The sequence below is a fragment of the Streptomyces tubercidicus genome, assembly GCF_027497495.1.
Taxonomy (GTDB): domain Bacteria; phylum Actinomycetota; class Actinomycetes; order Streptomycetales; family Streptomycetaceae; genus Streptomyces; species Streptomyces tubercidicus.
This window is the reverse complement of sequence record NZ_CP114205.1, coordinates 1,975,485-1,999,452: the sequence shown is the minus strand read 5'-3', so window position 1 is coordinate 1,999,452 and position 23,968 is coordinate 1,975,485. Positions and strand designations below refer to the sequence as shown.

Annotated in this window: 8 protein-coding genes and 3 rRNA genes; 5 read left to right on the top strand and 6 right to left on the bottom strand. The window is 66.6% G+C overall.

From position 1 onward, the window contains the following. Positions 1-25: 25 nt before the first annotated feature. From STRTU_RS08465 to rrf, 5 genes are all read left to right on the top strand, one after another. A complete protein-coding gene (locus STRTU_RS08465) occupies positions 26-2,077 on the top strand; it encodes an APC family permease (RefSeq protein WP_159742979.1) in 2,052 nt (683 codons plus the stop codon). Positions 2,078-2,212: 135 nt separating this feature from the next. Further along, positions 2,213-3,541: a class I SAM-dependent RNA methyltransferase gene (locus STRTU_RS08460; RefSeq protein WP_159742978.1), complete on the top strand. Its 1,329-nt coding sequence runs from the start codon at positions 2,213-2,215 to the stop codon at positions 3,539-3,541. A gap of 1,256 nt (positions 3,542-4,797) precedes the next feature. After that, positions 4,798-6,326 (top strand): 16S ribosomal RNA (locus tag STRTU_RS08455). Positions 6,327-6,626: 300 nt separating this feature from the next. Further along, a 23S ribosomal RNA gene (locus tag STRTU_RS08450) occupies positions 6,627-9,746 on the top strand. Between the two features lie 75 nt (positions 9,747-9,821). Then, positions 9,822-9,938 (top strand): 5S ribosomal RNA (rrf, locus tag STRTU_RS08445). Together the 16S, 23S and 5S rRNA genes form the textbook arrangement of a ribosomal RNA operon. Positions 9,939-10,594: 656 nt before the next feature. Here rrf and STRTU_RS36155 read toward each other — a convergent pair. The 6 genes from STRTU_RS36155 to pglY form a co-directional block, all read right to left on the bottom strand. Continuing rightward, the gene (locus STRTU_RS36155; RefSeq protein WP_159742977.1) at positions 10,595-10,996 is read right to left on the bottom strand and encodes a phosphotransferase; all 402 of its coding nucleotides are present in this window, start codon (positions 10,994-10,996) and stop codon (positions 10,595-10,597) included. 146 nt (positions 10,997-11,142) lie between these two features. Further along, positions 11,143-11,484 (bottom strand): NUDIX hydrolase, encoded by a 342-nt coding sequence (locus STRTU_RS08440; RefSeq protein WP_159742976.1) that lies wholly within the window; start codon positions 11,482-11,484, stop codon positions 11,143-11,145. A gap of 1,998 nt (positions 11,485-13,482) precedes the next feature. Beyond that, positions 13,483-15,639 carry a DEAD/DEAH box helicase gene (locus STRTU_RS08435; RefSeq protein WP_159742975.1) on the bottom strand — a complete coding sequence of 719 codons (2,157 nt, stop codon included), beginning with the start codon at positions 15,637-15,639 and terminating at the stop codon, positions 13,483-13,485. Positions 15,640-15,692: 53 nt separating this feature from the next. Next, positions 15,693-17,045, bottom strand: a complete 1,353-nt coding sequence (brxD, locus tag STRTU_RS08430; RefSeq protein ID WP_174878830.1) for a BREX system ATP-binding protein BrxD — start codon at positions 17,043-17,045, stop codon at positions 15,693-15,695. 109 nt (positions 17,046-17,154) lie between these two features. Continuing rightward, the gene (gene pglZ / locus STRTU_RS08425) at positions 17,155-20,055 is read right to left on the bottom strand and encodes a BREX-2 system phosphatase PglZ (RefSeq protein ID WP_159742974.1); all 2,901 of its coding nucleotides are present in this window, start codon (positions 20,053-20,055) and stop codon (positions 17,155-17,157) included. Beyond that, complete coding sequence (gene pglY / locus STRTU_RS08420; RefSeq protein ID WP_159742973.1) at positions 20,055-23,954, bottom strand: BREX-2 system ATPase PglY; 3,900 nt, start codon at positions 23,952-23,954, stop codon at positions 20,055-20,057. The genes pglZ and pglY overlap by 1 nt, the downstream gene beginning before the upstream one ends. Between the last annotated feature and the right edge of the window lie 14 nt (positions 23,955-23,968).

The following is a 23,968-nucleotide window of genomic DNA, read 5'->3' as shown; positions in this document are numbered from 1 at the left end:
TTGACGAAGGCTTAGCATCCTCTGCGTGTCCAAACTGACCGACGTGCCCAAACGGATCTTGATCGGGCGCGCACTGCGCAGCGACAAGCTCGGGGAGACCCTGCTTCCCAAGCGCATCGCACTCCCCGTCTTCGCCTCCGACCCGCTGTCCTCCGTGGCCTATGCGCCGGGCGAGGTGCTGCTCGTCCTGTCCGTCGCGGGTGTGTCTGCGTACAGCTTCAGTCCCTGGATCGCGGTCGCGGTCGTGGTGCTGATGTTCACCGTCGTCGCGTCGTACCGGCAGAACGTGCACGCCTACCCGAGCGGTGGCGGTGACTACGAGGTCGCCAACACCAACCTCGGCCCCAAGGCCGGTCTCACCGTCGCCAGCGCGCTGCTCGTCGACTATGTGCTGACCGTCGCGGTCTCCATCTCCTCCGGGGTGGAGAACCTGGGCTCCGCGATCCCGTTCGTCGTCGAGCACAAGACCCTGTGCGCGATCGGCATCATCGTGCTGCTGACGCTGATGAATCTGCGTGGCGTCAAGGAATCGGGCAAGCTCTTCGCGATCCCGACCTATGTGTTCGTGGCCGGCGTCTTCATCATGATCGTCTGGGGTGTGATCCGCGGCGTCGTCCTGGGCGACACCATGAAGGCCCCCACGGCCGACTTCACCATCCACGCCGAACAGGGCGGCCTGGCCGGCTTCGCGCTGATCTTCCTGATGCTGCGCGCCTTCTCCTCCGGCTGTGCCGCGCTCACCGGCGTCGAGGCGATCTCCAACGGTGTGCCGGCCTTCCGCAAGCCGAAGTCCAAGAACGCCGCGACCACCCTGGCCCTGATGGGCGGCCTGGCCGTCACCATGTTCTGCGGCATCATCGGCCTGGCCATGGCCACCAACGTCAGGATGGCCGAGAGCCCCGCCAAGGACCTGCTGCACAACGGCGAGCCGGTCGGCGCAGGCTACACCCAGAACCCGGTCATCTCGCAGGTCGCCGAGGCGGTCTTCGGCAAGGGCAGCTTCCTCTTCGTGGTGCTCGCCGCGGCCACCGCGCTGGTGCTGTTCCTGGCCGCCAACACCGCCTACAACGGCTTCCCGCTGCTCGGCTCGATCCTCGCCCAGGACCGCTACCTGCCGCGCCAGCTGCACACCCGCGGCGACCGCCTGGCGTTCTCCAACGGCATCGTCCTGCTGGCCGGCGCCGCCATGGTCCTCGTCTACCTCTACGGCGCGGACTCCACCCGCCTCATCCAGCTCTATATCGTCGGCGTCTTCGTCTCCTTCACGCTCAGCCAGACCGGCATGGTCCGTCACTGGAACCGCCATCTGGTCACCGAGAAGGACCCGGCCAAGCGCCGCCGTATGCACCGCTCACGCGCCATCAACGCCTTCGGTGCCTTCTTCACCGGCCTGGTGCTCGTCGTCGTCCTCCTGACGAAGTTCACCCACGGCGCCTGGGTCGCGCTGCTCGGCATGGTCATCTTCTTCGTGACGATGTCCGCGATCCGCCGCCACTACGACCGGGTCGCCGACGAGATCGCCGCCGAGGAGACCCCCGACGATGATGTGGTCCGCCCCTCCCGGGTGCACTCCCTCGTCCTGGTCTCCAAGGTGCACAAGCCCACCCTGCGCGCCCTGAACTACGCCAAGCTGATGCGCTCCGACAGCCTCGAAGCGGTCAGCGTGGACGTGGACCAGGCCGACACCAAGGCCCTGCGCGAGGAGTGGGAGCGGCGCGGCATCGAGGTGCCGCTGAAGGTCCTGGCCTCCCCGTACCGCGAGATCACCCGGCCGATCATCGACTACGTCAAGTCGCTCCGCCGGGAGAGCCCGCGCGACGCGGTCTCCGTCTACATCCCCGAATACGTCGTCGGCCACTGGTACGAACACCTCCTCCACAACCAGTCCGCACTGCGTCTCAAGGGACGCCTGCTCTTCACCCCCGGCGTCATGGTCACCTCCGTGCCCTGGCAGCTGGACTCCTCCGAGGCCGCCAAGCAGCGCGCCCGCAAGCGCGCCGAATGGAACGCTCCGGGTGCGGTCCGCCGCGGCCCGGTCGCCCAGCCGAAGAAGGAAAAGGCCGCCACCAAGAAGTAGCGGCCCGCCGCGGTCCGCGCGGCGCACGCCCCTGACGGTGGACGGGCCGGGGCACCACACGGCGGGACGTAGACTTGACGGTCGGCGTCCCGCCGTACCGCCCCGGCACCACCCCATCTCAGGAGCCCTCCCGCCATGCAGGCAGAACCCAAGAAATCGCTGGTCGGCGAGGAGTACGAGGTCGAGGTCGGCCCGGTCGCACACGGTGGTCACTGCATCGCCCGCACCGACGAGGGCCAGGTCCTCTTCGTCCGGCATGCGCTGCCCGGCGAGCGCGTCATCGCCCGTGTCACCGACGGCGAGGAGGGCGCCCGCTTCCTGCGCGCCGACGCCGTCACGATTCTGGAGGCGTCCAAGGACCGGGTCGAGGCTCCGTGCCCCTTCTCCGGCCCCGGCCGCTGCGGCGGCTGCGACTGGCAGCACGCCAAGCCCGGTGCCCAGCGCCGTCTCAAGGGGGAGGTGGTGGCCGAGCAGCTGATGCGGCTGGCCGGGCTGACCCCCGAGGCGGCCGGCTGGGACGGCACCGTCGAGCCCGCCCCCGGAGACAAGGTCGCCAAGGGCGAGGTACCGGCCTGGCGCACCCGCGTCCAGTACGCGGTCGACGCCGACGGCCACGCGGGCCTGCGCAAGCACCGCTCCCACGACATCGAGCCGGTCACCCACTGCATGATCGCCGCCCCGGGCGTCTCCGAACTCGGCATCGAGCAGCGCGAATGGCCGCAGATGGCCACCGTCGAGGCGATCGCCGCCACCGGCTCCCACGACCGCCAGGTCATCCTCACCCCGCGCCCCGGCGGCCGCCTCCCCATCGTCGAACTCGACAAGCCCGTCTCCGTCCTCCGTATCGGCGAGAAGGACGGCGGCGTCCACCGCGTCCACGGCCGCCCCTTCGTCCGCGAACGGGCCGCCGACCGCACCTGGCGGGTCGGCAACGGCGGCTTCTGGCAGATCCACCCGAAGGCCGCCGACCTCCTTGTCGAGGCCGTCATGCAGGGCCTGATGCCGAAGAAGGGCGATATGGCCCTCGACCTCTACTGCGGCGTCGGCCTCTTCGCCGGCGCCCTCGCGGAACGTGTCGGCGACAAGGGCGCGGTCCTCGGCATCGAATCCGGCAAGCGCGCCGTCGACGACGCCCGCCACAACCTCCAGGACCTGGACCGCGTCCGCATCGAACACGGCAAGGTCGACCAGATCCTCCCCCGCACCGGCATCACCGACGTCGACCTCATCGTCCTCGACCCACCCCGCGCCGGCGCCGGCAAAACCACCGTCACCCACCTCACCTCCCTCACCCCCCGCCGCATCGCCTACGTAGCCTGCGACCCGGCGGCCCTGGCCCGCGACCTCAAGTACTTCGCAGAACTGGGGTACCGGCCGCGGCGGATGCGGGCGTTTGATTTGTTTCCCATGACGCATCATGTGGAGTGCGTCGTCATTCTGGAGCGGGCGGATAAGGGCGCCTGACCTGTAGCTCTGTGGGCGCGCATGAGGAGTGGTGCGGGCGTTGCGGGCCGTGGTCCGACGCTGAAATGACGCCCACGACGCTCATCTGACGCTCGCTCTGATGGTCCGACGGATTGCCCCATTGCTGATCGTGCAGGTCACACGCGGCGGATGGTCCGGTTCCCGGGGGCTGCCTTCACGGCAGCCCTCCCGAGCGTCGTGGGCAACCATCACGGTGGTGTGGTGCAGGGTCTGGGGAGCCCCTGGCCCGATGAGGAACGGCACTGGTGGCGCCTCAGCTGGCGCCCTCATCTGCCTGCTCCAGCTCTTCCACCGGGGTGCCGGGATCGTCGAGGGGCTGGTGGCCGCCGCCGCAACGGCGGCGCACGGCCCACCTCCTGGACGGTGGCGAACTCCCAGATGAACGGGAGGACAGCACCAACGCCCACTGCGGCCCATCACGGTCCCCCTCGCAGGAGACCTACCTCTGCGAGTGCGCTGACCAGCGACAGATCATCGGAGTGCGCCTGCCTTGCAGGTGCCCCAGTGACCAGGTGGTCCGGGGGCCCAGCGGTCCGGGACAGCCCGAACCACCACGGATGTGCCCCCCAAGTCGTGCCGCACCCGCCTGATCGTGTAGGTTCTTCGAGTTGCCACGGAGCCATCAGGAACCGGACAGCCATCCCGCCGCTTCGCGGCACACCACTACTGCACGGCCCCTCACCGGGACCAATTTCGGCATGCCGAAATTCGACCGTGACGTGATTATGCGTCAACGAGGAATTCCGCTAAAGTAGTGATCACGCCGAAAGACGCGGCAGCGCACATAGCCGCACCACGGCGTAACCCCCTCCGACGGGGATTCAGAAACGAATTCGGACCGGCAACGGAACGAAACGGATCTGGTAAGGTCGGAAACGCGAAGAAGCCGAAAGGCGGAAACGCACCGGCGAAAATCGGAACCGCAAGGATCTGATAGAGTCGGAAACGCAAGCCCGAAGGGAAGCGCCCGGAGAGCCCGGTACTGAGTCGATCAGAACCGATAAGGCACAAAGGAAGCGTCCGTTCCTTGAGAACTCAACAGCGTGCCAAAAGTCAACGCCAGATATGTTGATACCCCGTCGACCGGAAACATCCGGAAGATGAGGTTCCTTTGAAAGTCCTGCCGACACCATGTGTGACGGTAGGCAATACACAGCGAGGACGCTGTGAACGACCGGGCCTATTCCGCCTGGTTGTTCCGCTCAACGCGAGTGTCACCCGATTACGGGTAAACATTCACGGAGAGTTTGATCCTGGCTCAGGACGAACGCTGGCGGCGTGCTTAACACATGCAAGTCGAACGATGAACCTCCTTCGGGAGGGGATTAGTGGCGAACGGGTGAGTAACACGTGGGCAATCTGCCCTTCACTCTGGGACAAGCCCTGGAAACGGGGTCTAATACCGGATACGACTACCGACCGCATGGTCTGGTGGTGGAAAGCTCCGGCGGTGAAGGATGAGCCCGCGGCCTATCAGCTTGTTGGTGGGGTGATGGCCTACCAAGGCGACGACGGGTAGCCGGCCTGAGAGGGCGACCGGCCACACTGGGACTGAGACACGGCCCAGACTCCTACGGGAGGCAGCAGTGGGGAATATTGCACAATGGGCGAAAGCCTGATGCAGCGACGCCGCGTGAGGGATGACGGCCTTCGGGTTGTAAACCTCTTTCAGCAGGGAAGAAGCGAGAGTGACGGTACCTGCAGAAGAAGCGCCGGCTAACTACGTGCCAGCAGCCGCGGTAATACGTAGGGCGCAAGCGTTGTCCGGAATTATTGGGCGTAAAGAGCTCGTAGGCGGCTTGTCACGTCGGATGTGAAAGCCCGGGGCTTAACCCCGGGTCTGCATTCGATACGGGCAGGCTAGAGTTCGGTAGGGGAGATCGGAATTCCTGGTGTAGCGGTGAAATGCGCAGATATCAGGAGGAACACCGGTGGCGAAGGCGGATCTCTGGGCCGATACTGACGCTGAGGAGCGAAAGCGTGGGGAGCGAACAGGATTAGATACCCTGGTAGTCCACGCCGTAAACGTTGGGAACTAGGTGTGGGCGACATTCCACGTCGTCCGTGCCGCAGCTAACGCATTAAGTTCCCCGCCTGGGGAGTACGGCCGCAAGGCTAAAACTCAAAGGAATTGACGGGGGCCCGCACAAGCAGCGGAGCATGTGGCTTAATTCGACGCAACGCGAAGAACCTTACCAAGGCTTGACATACACCGGAAAACCCTGGAGACAGGGTCCCCCTTGTGGTCGGTGTACAGGTGGTGCATGGCTGTCGTCAGCTCGTGTCGTGAGATGTTGGGTTAAGTCCCGCAACGAGCGCAACCCTTGTTCTGTGTTGCCAGCATGCCCTTCGGGGTGATGGGGACTCACAGGAGACTGCCGGGGTCAACTCGGAGGAAGGTGGGGACGACGTCAAGTCATCATGCCCCTTATGTCTTGGGCTGCACACGTGCTACAATGGCCGGTACAATGAGCTGCGATACCGCGAGGTGGAGCGAATCTCAAAAAGCCGGTCTCAGTTCGGATTGGGGTCTGCAACTCGACCCCATGAAGTCGGAGTTGCTAGTAATCGCAGATCAGCATTGCTGCGGTGAATACGTTCCCGGGCCTTGTACACACCGCCCGTCACGTCACGAAAGTCGGTAACACCCGAAGCCGGTGGCCCAACCCCTTGTGGGAGGGAATCGTCGAAGGTGGGACTGGCGATTGGGACGAAGTCGTAACAAGGTAGCCGTACCGGAAGGTGCGGCTGGATCACCTCCTTTCTAAGGAGCACTTCTTACCAACTTCGGTTGGTCAGAGGCCAGTACATCAGCGAATGTCTGATGCTGGTTGCTCATGGGTGGAACGTTGACTATTCGGCACACTTGATTGGTTGTCACTAGTACTGCTTCGGCGTGGAACGTGGTGATGGATCGAGTGGGCCGGGCACGTTGTTGGGTATCTGAGGGTACGGACTGTGGTCTGGACCTTCGCGATGCCGGCCCCGGTAAAGCACCAGATGGTGGTGTGTGACGGGTGGCTGGTCGTTGCTTGAGAACTGCACAGTGGACGCGAGCATCTGTGGCCAAGTTTTTAAGGGCGCACGGTGGATGCCTTGGCACCAGGAACCGATGAAGGACGTGGGAGGCCACGATAGGCCCCGGGGAGCTGTCAACCGAGCTTTGATCCGGGGGTGTCCGAATGGGGAAACCCGGCAGTCGTCATGGGCTGTCACCCGCTGCTGAACACATAGGCAGTGTGGAGGGAACGCGGGGAAGTGAAACATCTCAGTACCCGCAGGAAGAGAAAACAACCGTGATTCCGGGAGTAGTGGCGAGCGAAACCGGATGAGGCCAAACCAGTCACGTGTGATACCCGGCAGGGGTTGCGTGGTTGGGGTTGTGGGATATCTTTTCTGCAGTCTGCCGGCTGTGGGACGAGTCAGAAACCGTTGATGTAGGCGAAGGACATGCGAAAGGTCCGGCGTAGAGGGTAAGACCCCCGTAGCTGAAACATCAGCGGCTCGTTTAAGAGACACCCAAGTAGCACGGGGCCCGAGAAATCCCGTGTGAATCTGGCGGGACCACCCGTTAAGCCTAAATATTCCCTGGTGACCGATAGCGGATAGTACCGTGAGGGAATGGTGAAAAGTACCGCGGGAGCGGAGTGAAATAGTACCTGAAACCGTGTGCCTACAAGCCGTGGGAGCGTCGCACAAGGACTTGTCCTTGTGTCGTGACTGCGTGCCTTTTGAAGAATGAGCCTGCGAGTTTGCGGTATGTTGCGAGGTTAACCCGTGTGGGGAAGCCGTAGCGAAAGCGAGTCCGAAGAGGGCGTTGAGTAGCGTGCCCAAGACCCGAAGCGGAGTGATCTAGCCATGGGCAGGTTGAAGCGGAGGTAAGACTTCGTGGAGGACCGAACCCACCAGGGTTGAAAACCTGGGGGATGACCTGTGGTTAGGGGTGAAAGGCCAATCAAACTCCGTGATAGCTGGTTCTCCCCGAAATGCATTTAGGTGCAGCGTCGTGTGTTTCTTGCCGGAGGTAGAGCACTGGATAGGCGATGGGCCCTACCGGGTTACTGACCTTAGCCAAACTCCGAATGCCGGTAAGTGAGAGCGCGGCAGTGAGACTGTGGGGGATAAGCTCCATGGTCGAGAGGGAAACAGCCCAGAGCATCGACTAAGGCCCCTAAGCGTGTGCTAAGTGGGAAAGGATGTGGAGTCGCAGAGACAACCAGGAGGTTGGCTTAGAAGCAGCCATCCTTGAAAGAGTGCGTAATAGCTCACTGGTCAAGTGATTCCGCGCCGACAATGTAGCGGGGCTCAAGCACACCGCCGAAGTCGTGTCATTGCCACAACAGCCCTAACGGGTGTGGTGATGGGTAGGGGAGCGTCGTGTGCCGGGTGAAGCAGCCGTGGAAACGAGTTGTGGACGGTTCACGAGTGAGAATGCAGGCATGAGTAGCGATACACACGTGGGAAACGTGTGCGCCGATTGACTAAGGGTTCCTGGGTCAAGCTGATCTGCCCAGGGTAAGTCGGGACCTAAGGCGAGGCCGACAGGCGTAGTCGATGGACAACCGGTTGATATTCCGGTACCCGCTTTGAAGCGCCAAACATCGAGCCCATTAATGCTAAGGCCGTGAAGCCGCCCTGATCTCTTCGGAGTTGAGGGGAGTGGTGGAGCCGCTGACCCAAGGTGGTAGTAGGTGAGTGATGGGGTGACGCAGGAAGGTAGTCCAGCCCGGGCGGTGGTTGTCCCGGGGTAAGGGTGTAGCCCGTCATCTAGGCAAATCCGGATGACATGTGGGTGAGACCTGATGCCGAGCCGATTGTGGTGAAGTGGATGATCCTATGCTGTCGAGAAAAGCCTCTAGCGAGTTTCATGGCGGCCCGTACCCTAAACCGACTCAGGTGGTCAGGTAGAGAATACCGAGGCGTTCGGGTGAACTATGGTTAAGGAACTCGGCAAAATGCCCCCGTAACTTCGGGAGAAGGGGGGCCATTGCTGGTGATCACTCTTGCAGTGTGAGCTGGTGGTGGCCGCAGAGACCAGCGAGAAGCGACTGTTTACTAAAAACACAGGTCCGTGCGAAGCCGTAAGGCGATGTATACGGACTGACGCCTGCCCGGTGCTGGAACGTTAAGGGGACCGGTTAGTCACATTTCGGTGTGGCGAAGCTGAGAACTTAAGCGCCAGTAAACGGCGGTGGTAACTATAACCATCCTAAGGTAGCGAAATTCCTTGTCGGGTAAGTTCCGACCTGCACGAATGGCGTAACGACTTCTCGACTGTCTCAACCATAGGCCCGGTGAAATTGCATTACGAGTAAAGATGCTCGTTTCGCGCAGCAGGACGGAAAGACCCCGGGACCTTTACTATAGCTTGATATTGGTGTTCGGTTCGGCTTGTGTAGGATAGGTGGGAGACTTTGAAGCGGCCACGCCAGTGGTTGTGGAGTCATTGTTGAAATACCACTCTGGTCGTGCTGGATGTCTAACCTGGGTCCGTGATCCGGATCAGGGACAGTGTCTGGTGGGTAGTTTAACTGGGGCGGTTGCCTCCTAAAGGGTAACGGAGGCGCCCAAAGGTTCCCTCAGCCTGGTTGGCAATCAGGTGTTGAGTGTAAGTGCACAAGGGAGCTTGACTGTGAGACTGACGGGTCGAGCAGGTACGAAAGTAGGGACTAGTGATCCGGCGGTGGCTTGTGGAAGCGCCGTCGCTCAACGGATAAAAGGTACCCCGGGGATAACAGGCTGATCTTCCCCAAGAGTCCATATCGACGGGATGGTTTGGCACCTCGATGTCGGCTCGTCGCATCCTGGGGCTGGAGTCGGTCCCAAGGGTTGGGCTGTTCGCCCATTAAAGCGGTACGCGAGCTGGGTTTAGAACGTCGTGAGACAGTTCGGTCCCTATCCGCTGTGCGCGTAGGAGTCTTGAGAAGGGCTGTCCCTAGTACGAGAGGACCGGGACGGACGAACCTCTGGTGTGCCAGTTGTCCTGCCAAGGGCATGGCTGGTTGGCTACGTTCGGAAAGGATAACCGCTGAAAGCATCTAAGCGGGAAGCCTGCTTCGAGATGAGGGCTCCCACCAACTTGATTGGTTAAGGCTCCCAGTAGACGACTGGGTTGATAGGCCAGATATGGAAGCCCGGTAACGGGTGGAGTTGACTGGTACTAATAGGCCGAGGGCTTGTCCTCAGTTGCTCGCGTCCACTGTGTAGGTTCTGAAGTAACGACCTGTGTCAATGTCCGGGTTGGTTAACTTCATAGTGTTTCGGTGGTCATTGCGTTAGGGAAACGCCCGGTTACATTCCGAACCCGGAAGCTAAGCCTTTCAGCGCCGATGGTACTGCAGGGGGGACCCTGTGGGAGAGTAGGACGCCGCCGAACAATCATTGTGGGAAAGCCCCGCACCGTATGGTGCGGGGCTTTTCTGCGTTCCGGGTCCGTTCGCCCCCTTCCATGTGCCGGTTGCCTGCGCCGGCTCTACGGGTTCATGCGTCGAGGCCGTCGGAGGGACGGGCCGGATAGTCCGCGTGGAGGTGTCGGCTCATACCCCTCCCACCGAGGGGGCGACGTCTCATGGGAAAGCCCCGCTTTGGGCGTGAACACGGTCGGTGTGAATTCCTGCCGAAAGCTGTCGAATGCCAGAGTCCGGCTGTCGAGAATGGCGGTGCGTATCAGTGAGGAGCTGCTCAACGTCGTGCTTGACCACGCTGGTTCGGTCGACCGCTTCTTGAGCGCGGGCAGCTTCGTACGCCAAGCTTCTCCTCGCGAGCCTTCCGCTTGGCTTCGGCCTCAGCGGCCTTTCGCACCCTCTCCTGCGCCTTGGCCTGTGCCAGTACAGATGGAGCCTGGCCTCGGCCGTGGGGTGTGACTCGCTGGCGATGTCGAGTACGGGCGTGGGTCGTCGAGGCGTACGGCGAGGCGGCCGAGGTGCCCCGGCTGTAGGTCGTGGTGCAGCAGCACGGGCTGGATGGCGTTCTCCGTAGCCTCGACTTGTTGGTGGAGGAGTCTGGCCGTGGCGCGCAGGTCTGGGGCGGCCCTCACGTACATGCGCAGACGGTCGTGGAGGTAGTCAGCCCGGCTGTGGTGTTGTCGGGCGCCGACGAGCGGCCGACGTGGGTGCCCGGGACGCTGTGGACGGCGGTCAGTGGTTCGGCAAGTTCTTCCAGGAAACGATCGACAGGCACAGGCCCCGCGTGGACCGTAGCCTGCGCGGTCCACGGAGGGGTACAGCCCCGGGACGCGGAGAGCAGTTGAGGACCTGGGGCGTGGTGCATGGCCAGGAGGCGGAGGACTGCGGCTTCATTTCCGGCGCGGGCTGGGTCGCCGTAGTGCTTGAGGATGTACGGCCTCGTCGGTCCGTCCACTGACCAGACGCGGTTGGCCTGGCCGGCGGTGATCTCGCGGGCATCGGGCGGGACGCGTCCGTCTATGCCGTTCATGACGCTGTCATCCAACGTCGCCGAGTTAGCTGTTGGGAGCCTCAGGCGACTCGGAGAGGGAGGCGATGGGCTGTCGGATGGCCTCCGGCAGCAGGTTGAGAGTAGGGACTTTGCCCAGCGGCACCCATTCCAGGCCGGTCTGCACTTCATCCTGGGCGTGGCCGCCGAGTCGGTGGGGGGTCGCTGATGGGGATGCACAGGAAGATCGCTTCGATGCGGTGGGTCTTCGCTTCGCTCACCGGGTGGTCGTGGTTGGCGCCGATGCATTTGCGGAGCCACAGCATGCCGTCGAAAGTGACGGTCAGGCCGGTTTCCTCGTGGACTTCGGGGTGGACGGCGTAGTCGAGGCTCTCCGGGATGTTCGCCGCCTCCGAGGAGGAAAAGCACGCCTGGTCATCCCAGTTGGCGCGCATGAGGAGGACGTGGCTGTCGTGGAGGATGACGGCTTTGGCGGAGGTCCGGATCTCGGGGGTGGTGGGCTCGGCCATGGTGTTGGTCCAACCTCGTCGTGGGGATTGGGTGGTGCCTCAGCGTTCACTCTTGCTGAAGGTGGTCGGGTGTCGTGCGATGTGACGGAGGACCATCCGTCAGGGGTCGGCGAGGCGGATGAATGGTTGGGCGCAGCTGGTGGCGATCAGCGCGGCGCGGTGGCCGCGGGTGAGGTGTGGAGCCTCGGCGATGCGGCTGGCTGTCGAAGGACCGCGGTGTGGAGTGCCGGGGCCAGCTGGATGAGTCGGGCGGTGAGGACGGGGCAGTGCAGCAGGAAACATGCGAAGGCAAGAGTGGAGCAAGGGGGTTAGCCCACCAGGCGGAGATGACCGCGGCTGCGATCAGCGGGGCAACGGTGAGCCAAACGGCCTCGGCGACCCATTCGCGAAGTACCCAGCAGTGTCTTGATGGTTCGGGGGAGCGATCTGGACAGGTGAGCGACGGCGGTCGCATGACGGTCGGGGCGCGCTGCGGTGCGATGGGGGTGGCCACTGTGGTGCAGCCTGGGTGCGGTACCGAGTAGGGCGCGGTGAAAGCTGTTCGGAACTGGCATCAGTCGTGGTCCTGGAGGCCAGCGGGCCCGTGGTGCCCTACCGGGAGCGGCGTGGCGCGCATAACCACTTCTGTGTCTGCCTCCGGCTGCCAACAGCTCTTTAAGCCTGCTGTGAAGAAGGCGAATGCAGGCAAGGGCGCGTGTACTAGCTGGATTGGTAAGCAGAACAAGGGCGAGTGGCAGTCGGCTCAGACGTCCGGTCCTTTGATGCCGGACGACGTATCGCAACTGCTCCGCTGCGCACTGAGCCGGGCAGACGAGCGGCAGGTGCGCTACGACTCCTCCAACGGTGACGAGATCTGGACCGCGCCTTCGCGACTGCGGCACTGGCGGGAGTGGCCCATGCGGGACGCGAGGCCAAGCGACGGTCGGTGATCGCCGCCCAGGGCTTTCGTCTCACTGCGCCCGGAGGCAGCGGCACCCGCCGTGGCCTTGGCGCTGGAGCAGACGACCGATCGGGCGACCCTGACCTGGTTGCAGTGTCTCCTTGAGGAGTAGGGGCCAGCCGGCCTGCCCGTCGTGGACTGCCAGCACGCTCTCGCCACGCTGGCTCAAGGACCGCTGCTCACCGTCCGGGCCCTTGCCCGCCGACTGCTCGTCGATGAGGGGAGCGTCCTCATGGCGCCTTCGGATCCGCACGTGTTGACGCCCCCAGGCAACCTGTGGATGACGTCCGGGCGGGAAGGCGGCCGGGGAGGAGCAGATGCTGGAAGGGCTAGTAGCAGAACTGGCCAGGATACGACTGTACGAAGCCGAGCAACCGCAGCCGGGGCTGGTACAGGTGGTTCTGGCTGATGCCCGCCGCAGGCTCGGCAGCAAGCGCAGAACCGGGGCTCAGCTCTGTGGGTCGGACGACCGACTCGGTGAGTCTGAGGTTCTCGGGCCCGGAGGTGATGGGCGGGGGCCAAGGGAACCTGGACGTCCCTCCGTTCTCGGATGGTGACCTCGCGGGATGGGCGGAGGGGCCGGGGCGGCTCCCTTCGGCATTTTCGCAGTTCAGTTTCCCACTGCTCGGTGTCGACCGCGACATGGCCGCGGCTGGGGACTCCGCTCATGGTCTGGAATTTCCCGACCTCACGCTGGTACCGGGCTGGAGGCTCCGTGGCGTGCTGCGTCTGTGGCCCGGGTCCCCTTGACCCCGGAGGACGACCGCTGGCCGGCCCTCCGGCTCATATGCTGGCGCACCGAGTACAAGAGGAGCTCCGACCACCTCGCCTGGCCGCGGACAACCGGCTGTGCCGTGGTGCTCCGCCCCGATCTGCTGGAAGTCCTGTCCGAACGGGCGCAGGCAAACGTCGTCATCCGGGACTTTGTCATGCGCCTGAGGTGTGGGGGAGGGGGAAGGGAGAAATGACGGGAGACCTCCAGGCACTCGCGGACCGCGCACTGTGCCGCGGATTCCTCGGGTTGCCACCGAGGGCCGACGGGCGGCGTGTTTGGTTGTTCAGGCGTTCCATTCCACCCGCACGGGCTCGCGGGCCGCTGCCAGGGCGCCGTCGAGGTCAGCGAGGCGTTCGGCAAGGGTGGTAGTGGCGATGCGGGGAGGGAGGGCCACCGAGAACTTCAGGCCACGGACGGCGCGCGGGTCGACGCTGGGCAGGGTGAGGGAGTCAGGGAGTTCGGCGCGGGCGGCTTTCCAGTCCGCGGGGGCGAGGTCCTGACGAAGTCGGACGTGGGTGTCGGTAGGGCGCTGCACAGGGTCGGCGAGGTTGCCCAGGGAAGCGGCGAGTGTGGCGTTGGCGCGGTATCCGGCCCAGGTCCACCAGCGGGCGGCGTCCGCGTCGCGGATCAACAGGGCACCCGCAGGGTGCACTTCGTGGGGTGCGCGGTCCATACGGAGTTCGGTGAGGGCCGCGATGGCACGGCGAGTGAGGCGGACGACGGGGTCGGTGCCGAGGAGAACGTCGCGCATGGCGCGGGTGAGGGCGTACGACAGGCCGCGGGCTTCGCTACCCTGCCATTTGGCGATGCCACCGTCCTCGACGGGTTCGACGAAGGCGCGACGTCGGGCCCAGTCGATGAACGTGACCTGCCAGCTGCGTCCGGCCAGGAGCAGGCGACGCGGGCCCTGGCGTTCCTCGGTGAGGACGGCGGGGTCGGTGGTGCCGATCTCGGTACGTCCAGCGAGCACGGTGAATTCCGGGGGCGCGGTGAAGGAGGCGGTCAGCTCCATGAAGTGCCGGCGGCCGAAGCGTTTCTCGGCTTCGGGGCCGATGAACAACATGCCACCGTCGCTGTCGAGGAAGCCGCCGGCGACCAAGTGGGACAGGAGGGGCGCGGCAGACCGGTCGAAGGGCGTGAGGCCGTTCCACTGCTCGGGCCACAGCCGGTCGCCGATGCGGTGTTCCTGCAGGGTGAGGGCGAGGAGTTGCTGTGCCACGAGGTGGCGGGGTGAGGGTGGCGGGGTGAAGGGTTCCACCCAGCCGCGGGCCCACAGGGTGAGCAGGCCGGCGGCTTGGAGCAGAGTGTCGAACCGAGTGGTGAGGAACAGGCAGTTACGGGAGGTGCCGGTGCGGCGTCCGGTCCGGCCGATGCGCTGCAGGAAGGAGGCCACGGTGCTGGGTGAGTCGATCTGGATGACGCGGTCGAGGTCGCCCACGTCGATGCCGAGTTCGAGAGTGGAGGTGGAGACGATGACGCAGTCGCGGGCTTCGGCGAAGGCTTGCTCGGATCGGGCGCGTTCATCGGTGGAGAGCGAGGCGTGGGAGAGGAACACGGTGACGTCGCGGGCGCGCAGGGCCGCACCGAGTTCTTCCACCTGCTTGCGGGAGTCGCAGAAGACGAGCCGCTTTTCGCCCCAGTGCAGGGCGGAGATCACTTTGGCGGCGTTGGCGAGCGAACCGACGTAGTCGAGCTCCACTTCGCCTGTGGGGCGCGGGAGTTCGGTGGCGCTGGTGGCATCTGTAGTGGCGGGCAGGGTGAGGCCGGGGGCGACGACCCGGCCGGGGCGGTCGGCGGGGCTTGCACCCTGGAGCCAGGTAAGCAGGGTGTCGGGGTTGCCGACGGTGGCGGAGAGCCCGATGCGCTGGATGCGGTGGCCGGCCAGCCGCTCCAGGCGTTCGAGTACGGCGAGCAGGTGCCAGCCGCGGTCGTCCCCGGCGAAGGCGTGCACCTCGTCGACGACGACGGCACGCACCCGGCCCAGCATGTGCGTGTGGTCGGTCTTGACGCTGATAAGCATCGCTTCGAGGGACTCGGGCGTGGTGAGCAGGAAGTCGGGGGACTCGGTGCGGATGCGGCGGCGTACGGACTCGGGGGTGTCGCCATGCCAGAGGACGGCTCGGCGTCCCAGCCACTGGGCGTAGCTGTCGACCCGGTGCACCAGGTTGTTCAGAAGCGCCTTGAGCGGGGCCAGGTAGAGGACGGAGGTGCCGTTCCAGTGCTTCTGTCGCATTGCGGACAACAGCGGGAAGGTGGCGGCCTCCGTCTTCCCGCCTGCCGTCGGCGCGAGAAGGATCGCGTCCTCGCCGTCCATCAGCGGATGCACGGCGGCCTTCTGCAGGGGGCGCAGATCGGGCCACCCGAGCGTGTTGACGATGTGGTGCAGGACTACCGGGTCGAGGCGGTCCACCGGATCGGTGCCCCGCGGCTGCGCCTGCACGTCTGAGACTCCTGCATTGATCGTCAGAGTTCGGGAATTCGGGAAATGGGTCTTCAGAGGTCGAGGTCGAGGTCGTCCGCTGAGGCGGCCGGCGAGGGCGCGGCGAAGTTCCGTTCGGTGGCTGTGAGGTCACCGCTACCCACGGTCAGCTTGTAATGCGTGCGCGGGTCGAAGTCGGGGAACTGGTCGACCCGGTCGAGTACGTCTCCGACCAGCTTCTTCAGGTACAGCCGGGGTGCTACTCCGACCTTTCCGCCGAGGGCCCCGCCCACGGCCCGTGCCAGGTCGATGAGGTAGGCGTCATCGGTGACCTGCTTGATCCGGTCGGGGGACTGGGAGCCTTCGGCGTACAGGTCGCGGATGGTGGCGCCGAGGCTGGTGAGGGATTCCTCGGTGAATCCGGGCAGCCGGATCTGGACGGCCCGGGGATTGTCGAAGCGAGGGTCGGTGCTGAAGTCGGTGGCGAGGCGCTGGGCGAGCGGTGCGAGTCGCTGTACGCCCTGCTGTCCGTCGTAGAAGGCGGGCGTGCCGGTGATGACGAGGTACAGACCGGGGAAGCGGCCGGAGTGGACCTCGTCGATGAGCTGCCGCAGCGCGTTGAGTGCCTTGTCGCGGGCGTCGGAGCGGACCCGTTGCAAGGTCTCCACTTCGTCCAGGACGAGGACGAGTCCGGCGTGCCCGGAGTCCCGGAGCACGGTGAGCAGGCCCTGAAGGAAGCCGAAGGCACCGAAGTGGTCGAGGTCGCCACGGACACCTGCGCTGCGTCGGGCGGCTGCGGCGACGTGCGGCTGGCCGCCGAGCCATGACATCACCGCAGCGGCGGTGGCTTCGTCTCCGGTGTCCAGGGACTGCTTGTATCCGCGCAGGGCGGTGGCGAAAGCGGGGGCGTGCCGAGACACCTCGGCAAGGCGGGCGGTGAGCAGTCGATCCACGGCCTCCGGCAGCTCGCCCTCGCCCGCGCCGTCGGCGAGTGCGTCCTCCTCCAGCGCGTAGAACCAGGCGTCGGCGACTGGCCGCAGGGCACTGGGAGGGAAACTCGCAGTGGCCAGACGTTCGGTGAGTCGCCGGTAGACAGTCTCCAGCTTGTGTAGTGGGGTCTCGGTCTCCGACACCTGCACCTCGGCCACGGCGAAGGTGCGCCGTTTGGCGCGCTCGCCGAGCCAGCGGGTGAAGAAGGTCTTTCCGGAGCCGTACTCACCGCGCACGGCCTTGAACACCGATCCGCCGGCGGCGACGGTGTCCAGTTCTTCGTCAACTGCCCGCTCGAAGCGGCCGAGTCCGGTGGCGAGCAGGTCGAGGCCGCTCTCGGGGACTGCGCCGCGCCGCAGCGCGTCCACCACGGCGCGCCGTCGCACGACACCGACCGAGGAGACGGTCCCGGATGCTGAAGATCCAAACGCGTTCACCCGAACAGTCTCCCATCCGGCCGGACACCCATTGGGAGACTGGGAGGCCAGCGCGCGGACCGGGCGGTCCGGCAAACCGCCCCGCCCGTCGCAGCCGCAGAGCTCCGGTTCACAGCCCGAACTGCTCGATCAGCTGGGCCCGGTGCAGGCGCAGGGTGCGGTTGTCGGGAAGGATCTCCAGGATCTGGGCGCCGTCGTAGTTGAGGAGCTGAGCCAGGGTCGCGGCGAAGCCGGGGGCGCGAGTGGCGGGCTGGCCGGCGCGTTCGGCGAGGGCGGTCATCGGCAGGGTGCCGGCCTCGACGAGCGCGGCCAGGGCCTTCGGGACGGCCTTGCCCTGCGGCTTACGGGCGAGCAGGTCCAGCTGCGCCTGGTACAGCTCGGTGGCCATGAGGCGTTCCACCAGCGTGGTGGCAGCGTCTTCCGGCCTGCCGGAGGCGGGTACGGCCCCAGGCTCCACCGCAGGGTTGGCGACTTCCTGAGGTGCAGGGGGCGCCACCTCGTCCTCGCCGAAGAGACTGATGGCTCCCTCGGTTACGGGCGGGGTGGCCTTCTTGGCCTGCTTGCGGCCCGGGCGTGCTGGGATGGTTTCGGGCGTCGCGTCGGCGTCTGCTCCGGCCTTAGCCCCGGCACCGTCCTCGGCGTCCTCCGCCCACCATGAGGGTGCCGGGTCGCCCAACTCCCGCCAACCCGTGGGCGGCTGAGCGCCGAAGGGCAGCAGGGCGAGCAGCGGGATGGTGAACTCGGCGAGAGTCGCCCCGCCGTGGTAGCCGGCCCTCAGCGTGGTGTACCGGGTGTCGTGGTCCCGCAGCGCGACGATCTGTGATCCAGGTTCCGGCCAGACCACCCGTGGTCCGGACAGTTCGATTTCGGCCGGTGCGACGGGTCCGCCGGGGGTGCGGTGACGGGACGAGCCGACGGTGCCGCCGGACACATCGAGCTTGTTGCCGCGTCGCTCGACCACATGGCCGTGGTCGGAGGTGAGGAGCACGGTCATGTCGTTCGCGCGGGCGACCCGCAGCAGTGGTTCAAGGCCGCCGATCTCCTTGGTCTGCCATGTGCCGTCGCTGAGCTTCTGCTCCTTGTCGAGGCGGTCGTCGACGGTGTTGAGGACGACCGCGACATGGGTGCGCTCGTCGGCGAGAGCCTCGGAGAGAGCGGTGGAGAAGGGCGAGCCGGTGTCGGGGCCGCGCAGGTCGTCCTTGTGGAAGACGGCCGCCGGGGCCCCGTTCCAGCAGGGGTGCTGGGGGAAGAGCCGTTTCTCGTCGCTCTGGTCGCCCTTCATCAAGGTGCCTGCGAACAGGGAGGTGCGCGAAACGGTGGTAAGGGTGGGCAGGGCGGCGGCCATGGCACGCCGGACCGGTGCTCCGGCCGCGTCCGGCTGCGGATCGAACTCGGACCAGTGGCCGTGCAGTTCCTCACCCAGTTCGGATGCGATCGCCGCGCTCATCCCGTCGACGAGGAGGAGCAGGACGCGGCGGTCGGGGCAGGCCACGACGGGCGCGACGACCCGTTCCAGGAAGCTTTCCACGGTGAGCATGACGCCGGGGGTGGTGGCGTCCGCGGTCCACACCGCGAGCCGATCGGAGAACGCGCGGTCCAGCTCACGGCGCTTGGCCCGCACCTGCGCGCCGATCCGGCTGTACGCGTCGGCGAGCACGTCGTCCGCGTCGCCGCCCGCTTCCAGGTGTTCCAAGGCCCGGTCCACCCAGCCGAGTTCGCGGACCTGACGGGCAGTACCGTCGGCCACCGAGGCGATGTCGGCTTCCGGCCGGCCGGCGAGCCACCGCCCGAGCCGCGCCGCCATGCGTACCCGCTCGATACGGGCCCGGGTGGCGTCGTCGGTGGCCAGGGCGTGCTCGGCCAGCGCGGTGACGGCTGCCGTGACCGTCTCGGTACCGTCAGCGAGGGCGCGGCCCGCGGCGGTGAAGCGGGCGTCGAGTCCGGCCGCGAGCAGCGGGCTGGCAGCGGCGGCGGACTGTGCCCCGAACTGGGCGACGAGCTGCGCGGCCCTGCTCAGGACCGGGTCGGCGAGCCGGTGCTCGCTCCGGTCGACGAGGCCGCGGACGTATGCCTCGCCGCTGTGTCCGAAGGAGGCCAGGAGTCTGTCGAGGTCGTCGCCCTGGGCAGGCGGCTGGTCGCCGAGCCACCGTTCCGCGCGCCCGCGTGCCCGGTACAGGTCGTGGTCGGCCTCCGCGTGCCCCCACAGGGCGGCGCAGACGACCGCATAGGCGGCTGCGTCCGCCCCGTGCTCGGCTTCCACCAGGGCGGTCACGATCTTGCCGGTGGAGCCGCCCTGTTCGGGTCTGGCGAGGAAGCGGGCCAGGCCGACGCGTTCCGGTCCGCGCAGGTCGCGCAGGAGGTCGGGGCCGCCGGGGGTGAGGGTCCACCGGAACAGTGCGACGGGGTCGATGCGGTCTCCGTCGTCGTGTGCGGCCGGCCCGCCCAGCGCGTCCGTGTCGTGACGGCCGAGCCTGAGCCGGCGCCTGGCCAGCCGGGTGAGGGCCTCGTCGTGGGAGAGCAATCCCTTGCCGAGAGAGGGCCAGCCGCGGGTGGCCGCTGCGTCGAGAAGCGCTTCGGCCGCCCAGGTTTCGCCGCGCAGCCGTCCGTCGAGACCGCGTGCATCGAACGCCTCCTGCACGACCTCCCAGTTGTCGACGGACCGGATCCTTCCGCCGTAGGCGCGGGCGAGCAGCCCAGGGTCGAGGTCGGTGTCCTCGCGGTCGGTGAGGACGACCAGGACCTTGGGGTCGGGCGGAGTTGCCGCGTCGAGATGGCTCAGGATCTGCTCGTGCACGGCGAGCACTGAGGGCGCGACGGCCACCCGTACCTGCAGTCCGCCCGCCGTCCGCTGCACGGCGGGTCCGTCCCAGGCGGGTGCGGCCCGCAACAGCAGTACGCGGACCGCGCCGTCGCCGAGCCGGCTGCGGGCGGCGACGTACTGGCGGACGGTTCCTGCGGTCAGCCGGGCGGGACCGACGGTCGCGGGGGCTGCGGTGACCGTGTCGGACATCAGTCGACGACCTTCCAGACGACCTCGACGGCGGCGTTCGGGTGCTCGGCCGCGAGCGCCGCGATCTCCGCCTGCAGTTCGGCGGCGGCCCGCGCGGCGGTGGTCCGCCCGCCGCCGGAGCGGGCCACCGACCGCGACGGTGTGCGAGGCCCCGGCTGCTCCACCGGCTCCGGCAAGACCTGCGGGTGGGCGGAGCCGCCGTTCAGGTCCACGCTGTCGGAGCTCGGCGGCGGGGTGGCGGGCGGCTGGGGACGCTCGGCCGTGGTCTGCCGGGACCTCAGCAGGGACAGCACCTCCCGGCCTCCGGCATTCAGCACTCCGGGCAGGTCGGGGTAGTCACCCGGGTCGCCGGCTGCGGCATCCCGCACCCGCTCCAGGACGCCGGCGCCGTCCACGCCGAGGGTGTCGGCCAGGCCCAGCTGGTCCCAGCTGGTGTTCTGCAGCGCGGTGGCGACCTTCCCGGCGCTCTTCAACGACATGCCGTACCGGTGTGCGGTGAAGTCACCGAGGTCGAAGCGGGCGAGCCGGTCCACGACGGTCTTGGCCTCGATGCCCGCTTCCGTCACCTCCTTGACCAGCTCCTGCGCCCGCCGGGCGAGGACGAGCCGGGGAGAGTCGTCGTTCAGCTGGAGGAATTCGCGGTGCTTCTCCAGCTCCGCGACGAGCCGCCCTGCGTCTTGGGAGAGTTCGGTGGCGGCCTGCTTGATCTGCCCGGCGAACTGGTTGACGATCCGCCCGCGCCGCAGTTGCGGCGCCCGGTCTCCGAGCACGGTCTCGAACCGCTTGCGCGCTTCCGCCCAGTCGCTCTCGCCGGGCAGCTGCTGCTCGCGCAGGGCGTAGTCCCGCTTCAGCTCGTGCGGTGCGGGTGCGGGCTCGACGGGCATACCGCCGCGAACCCACACCCGGTCGGCCATCTCCGCGTAGGCGGCGGCGAGCAGTCGGCGCAACGGCTCGGGCAGTCCGCGTGGTTCGGGAAGGTCGCTCCAGTCGGAGAGCTTGACCAGGGTCGGCTCGGCGATGCCGTCCCGGCGGGCCTGGTTGTTGAAGTGGTCGGGCCATGAGGTGGACTGCCGGTAGTACGCCTCCCGCATGGCGCCGAGCCCGAGGCCGCCCGCGATCCGCGCCATGGTGTCGCGGTCCCTGCGATCGACCTCGACCTGTCCGTCGCGGTCCTCGGCGGCCTTGCGCACGCACTCGAAGACGGTCTTGATGTCGGCAGGCTTGACGGGTTTGCCAGTTCCGTCGGGGTCCAGGTCGGGGTGTGCGGGGTACTGGTGGGAGAGCAGCTTGCCGGCCAGGTCGCGGGAAGCGGCAGCCAGGGGTGCGCCGAGCGGAAGCCGCAGCTCGGGGACGTCCTGCTGGGCGACCAGATGGGTGTCAAAGCTGAGATCGACGACCCCTTCCTGCTTCTGTGCGAGCCCATAAGCCTGCCGCAGCGCCTGGCTGACGCGCTCGGTGAGGATGCCGAGTTGCGACTGGAGCATGCCCTTGGCGCGCGCCTTGTCGTCGGCGTTGAGGCTGCGCGCGAAGTCGGAGTCGAAGCGGGTCTCGTCGGCGAGGGCCTTGTCGATGACGACGAGACGCTCGAAGTCGCTGAGGGAGGCATCGGTCAGGTGGGTGGGCAGCCAAGCCAGGGTGCGCGAGTCACCGCCCGGCTTCTCCCGCAGGGCGCGCAGCCGCTGCAGGTCGTCCATCGGCCCGAACTCGCCCTCGTCGTACGGGAAATCGACGACGAGCCGCCAAGCGTCGTCCTGGCTGGGCCGCAGCGTCGCCTCGGGCAACAAGTCGACCTCGGCGACGCTGCCGAAGACCACCTCGACCTGCCGTTCTGTGCCCTTCCACACCAGGTTCAGCACGTCGTACGCGTCGAAGCCGCCGGGCCCGTCGCTGACGCCGAGCGCGTCCTTGAGCAGGCCGCGCATCTTGGCACGTCGGTTGTTCTGGTTGTTGTGGACCTGGGCGTTGGCCAGGACGGCGTCCAGGTCGACACCGGTGAGTTCCAGGCGGATCACCGCGCCGGGCCCGGTACCGGTGACCTTGATTTCGGGGAAGGTCGCCGCCCACTCCTTGGCCTTCTGCTCAAGGCGGCCGACCTCGGTGCCCCTGATGCGGGTGGTGATGGAGCCGTGGTTGAGGGCGTTCAGCCGCGCGAGGGTGAGGTCGGCGAGGGCGGGCACGCTGGGCGTGAGCGCGGAGAGCAGCAGCGTCTGCACCAGCCGGCTGTCGCCGGTGAAGTCGCGGCAGCGGGCTCCGAGCTGCGGGTCGCCGAGGGAATCGGGACAGCGCCGGTACGCCTCGACCTGATCCTCGGTGACCTGGTTGGTCTTCAGCAGGTACGGGCGGAGCTTGTCCCGGTACAGCTTGTCGGCGGCCTCGAAGTGGACATTGGTCTCGCCACTGAACGCCTTGTCCCCGCCTCCAGCGATTGCCGGGTACAGATCGCCGAGCGGCACGAGCTGTCCGAGCCGCCAGTCGTCGCGGTGGTCGACGAGCAGCTGGCTCATCAGCTTCAGGCCGGTGCGGGAGCGTTGCAACGCGGCGGAGATGTGCACCAGGGTGTCCATGAACGCCGGTGGGAACGGGTACGTCCGCCGGAAAGCGTCCTCGTCCGCGCCGGTGGTGGACTTGTCGTGGCCGAGCAGCGTGTCCCAGACGTCCGGACCGAGCTTCTTCGCCTCCGCGAACGCCGCCGCCACCCTCGCCTCGGCCTCGGAGGATGCGGGCTTGAGCAGGCGGGCCTGTGCGATCTGTGGGAGGTTGCGGTCCTCCAGGACGACCTTGTCGAAACGCCCACCGCTCAACTTCAGACTGTCCTGCACGGCGGCTTCCGCAGCCCCCGACATCTCCTCGCCGACCAGTTCGCGGAGATCGCGCTGGCGGGCGATGAACGACACCACCGGGATGGCGCGCCGCTCGTCGCCGCCCTCCACAAAGTTCGTGATCTTGTCGGCTTCGCGTGAGACGAACTTCTGGTCATGGATGCGCGAGGCGAGCCACAGGATCAGCTCGTCCATGAACAGGATGAGCCCGTCGTAGCCGAGGGACTTGGCATGCGCGGCTATGACGCCGAGTCCCTTGTCAAGGGAGACGAACCCGTCGGCGTCCTCGGAGGCGTTGCGCGAGAACGACGGGAAAAGGGTCTGGGTGAGGTCCTGCACGAGACGGGCCCGCAGTTCCCGCGGCGCGGAGGGGTTCTCCAAGTCGAGGTCCTTGGTGTTCTCATGCTCCTCCGGCGCGTTCACCGCCTGATCCAGCAGTTCGGTGGTCCAGGCGAAAGAGTCGCCCCACTCGTCCTCCTGGCCGTCGCCGGCGTCGGCGAGCTGCTCGATCACCCGATCGTCGCCGTTACGGCGGCGCTGCTCGGCGAAGTCCTCGAAGAGCCCGTCGGTCCGGTAGACCTGCGGCAGCGGGCAGCCGGGGTGCAACTTCCGTACGTGCTCCACGTACTTGCCGAGCACACGCTGCTCCAAGGACTTTGAGCCCAGCATGTGGTACGGCACCAGCAGGAACTTGCGGTCGTCCGCGTCCAGCCAGGAGTGACGGGCCCGCACCGGGTCGAGGTCGCCGCGCGCCCGGGCGGCCTGGTTTCGCGACAGCAGCGCGTAGAGCACCGCCATGAAGTGCGACTTACCGGAACCAAACGAGCCGTGCAGATAGGCCGCCTTCGAAGAGTGACTGTCGAGCGCCGACTTGATCAGGTCGAGGGCCTCATCGAAGTTGCCGAGCAGCCGGTCGGTGACGACATAGTCCCTCAGCGCCGCCTCGGCCCCCTCAGGGATGACCGCCTCGTTCAGTTTCAGCACGAAGTCGGAGGTGGACACCGACTCCGGGATGTCGATCAACTCCCGCAGCAGCGGCTGGTCCTCGGGGCGAGGGGTGTTCCTGCTCATGAATGCCATGGTGTCTTGGTTCC

Excerpts from the sequence above, each read along its gene's own strand:
- STRTU_RS08460 (WP_159742978.1), top strand. The coding sequence starts at position 2,213 with ATGCAGGCAGAACCCAAGAAATCGCTGGTCGGCGAGGAGTACGAGGTC.
- STRTU_RS36155 (WP_159742977.1), bottom strand. The coding sequence starts at position 10,996 with ATGAACGGCATAGACGGACGCGTCCCGCCCGATGCCCGCGAGATCACC.
- STRTU_RS08440 (WP_159742976.1), bottom strand. The coding sequence starts at position 11,484 with ATGGCCGAGCCCACCACCCCCGAGATCCGGACCTCCGCCAAAGCCGTC.
- pglZ (WP_159742974.1), bottom strand. The coding sequence starts at position 20,055 with ATGTCCGACACGGTCACCGCAGCCCCCGCGACCGTCGGTCCCGCCCGG.
- pglY (WP_159742973.1), bottom strand. The coding sequence starts at position 23,954 with ATGGCATTCATGAGCAGGAACACCCCTCGCCCCGAGGACCAGCCGCTG.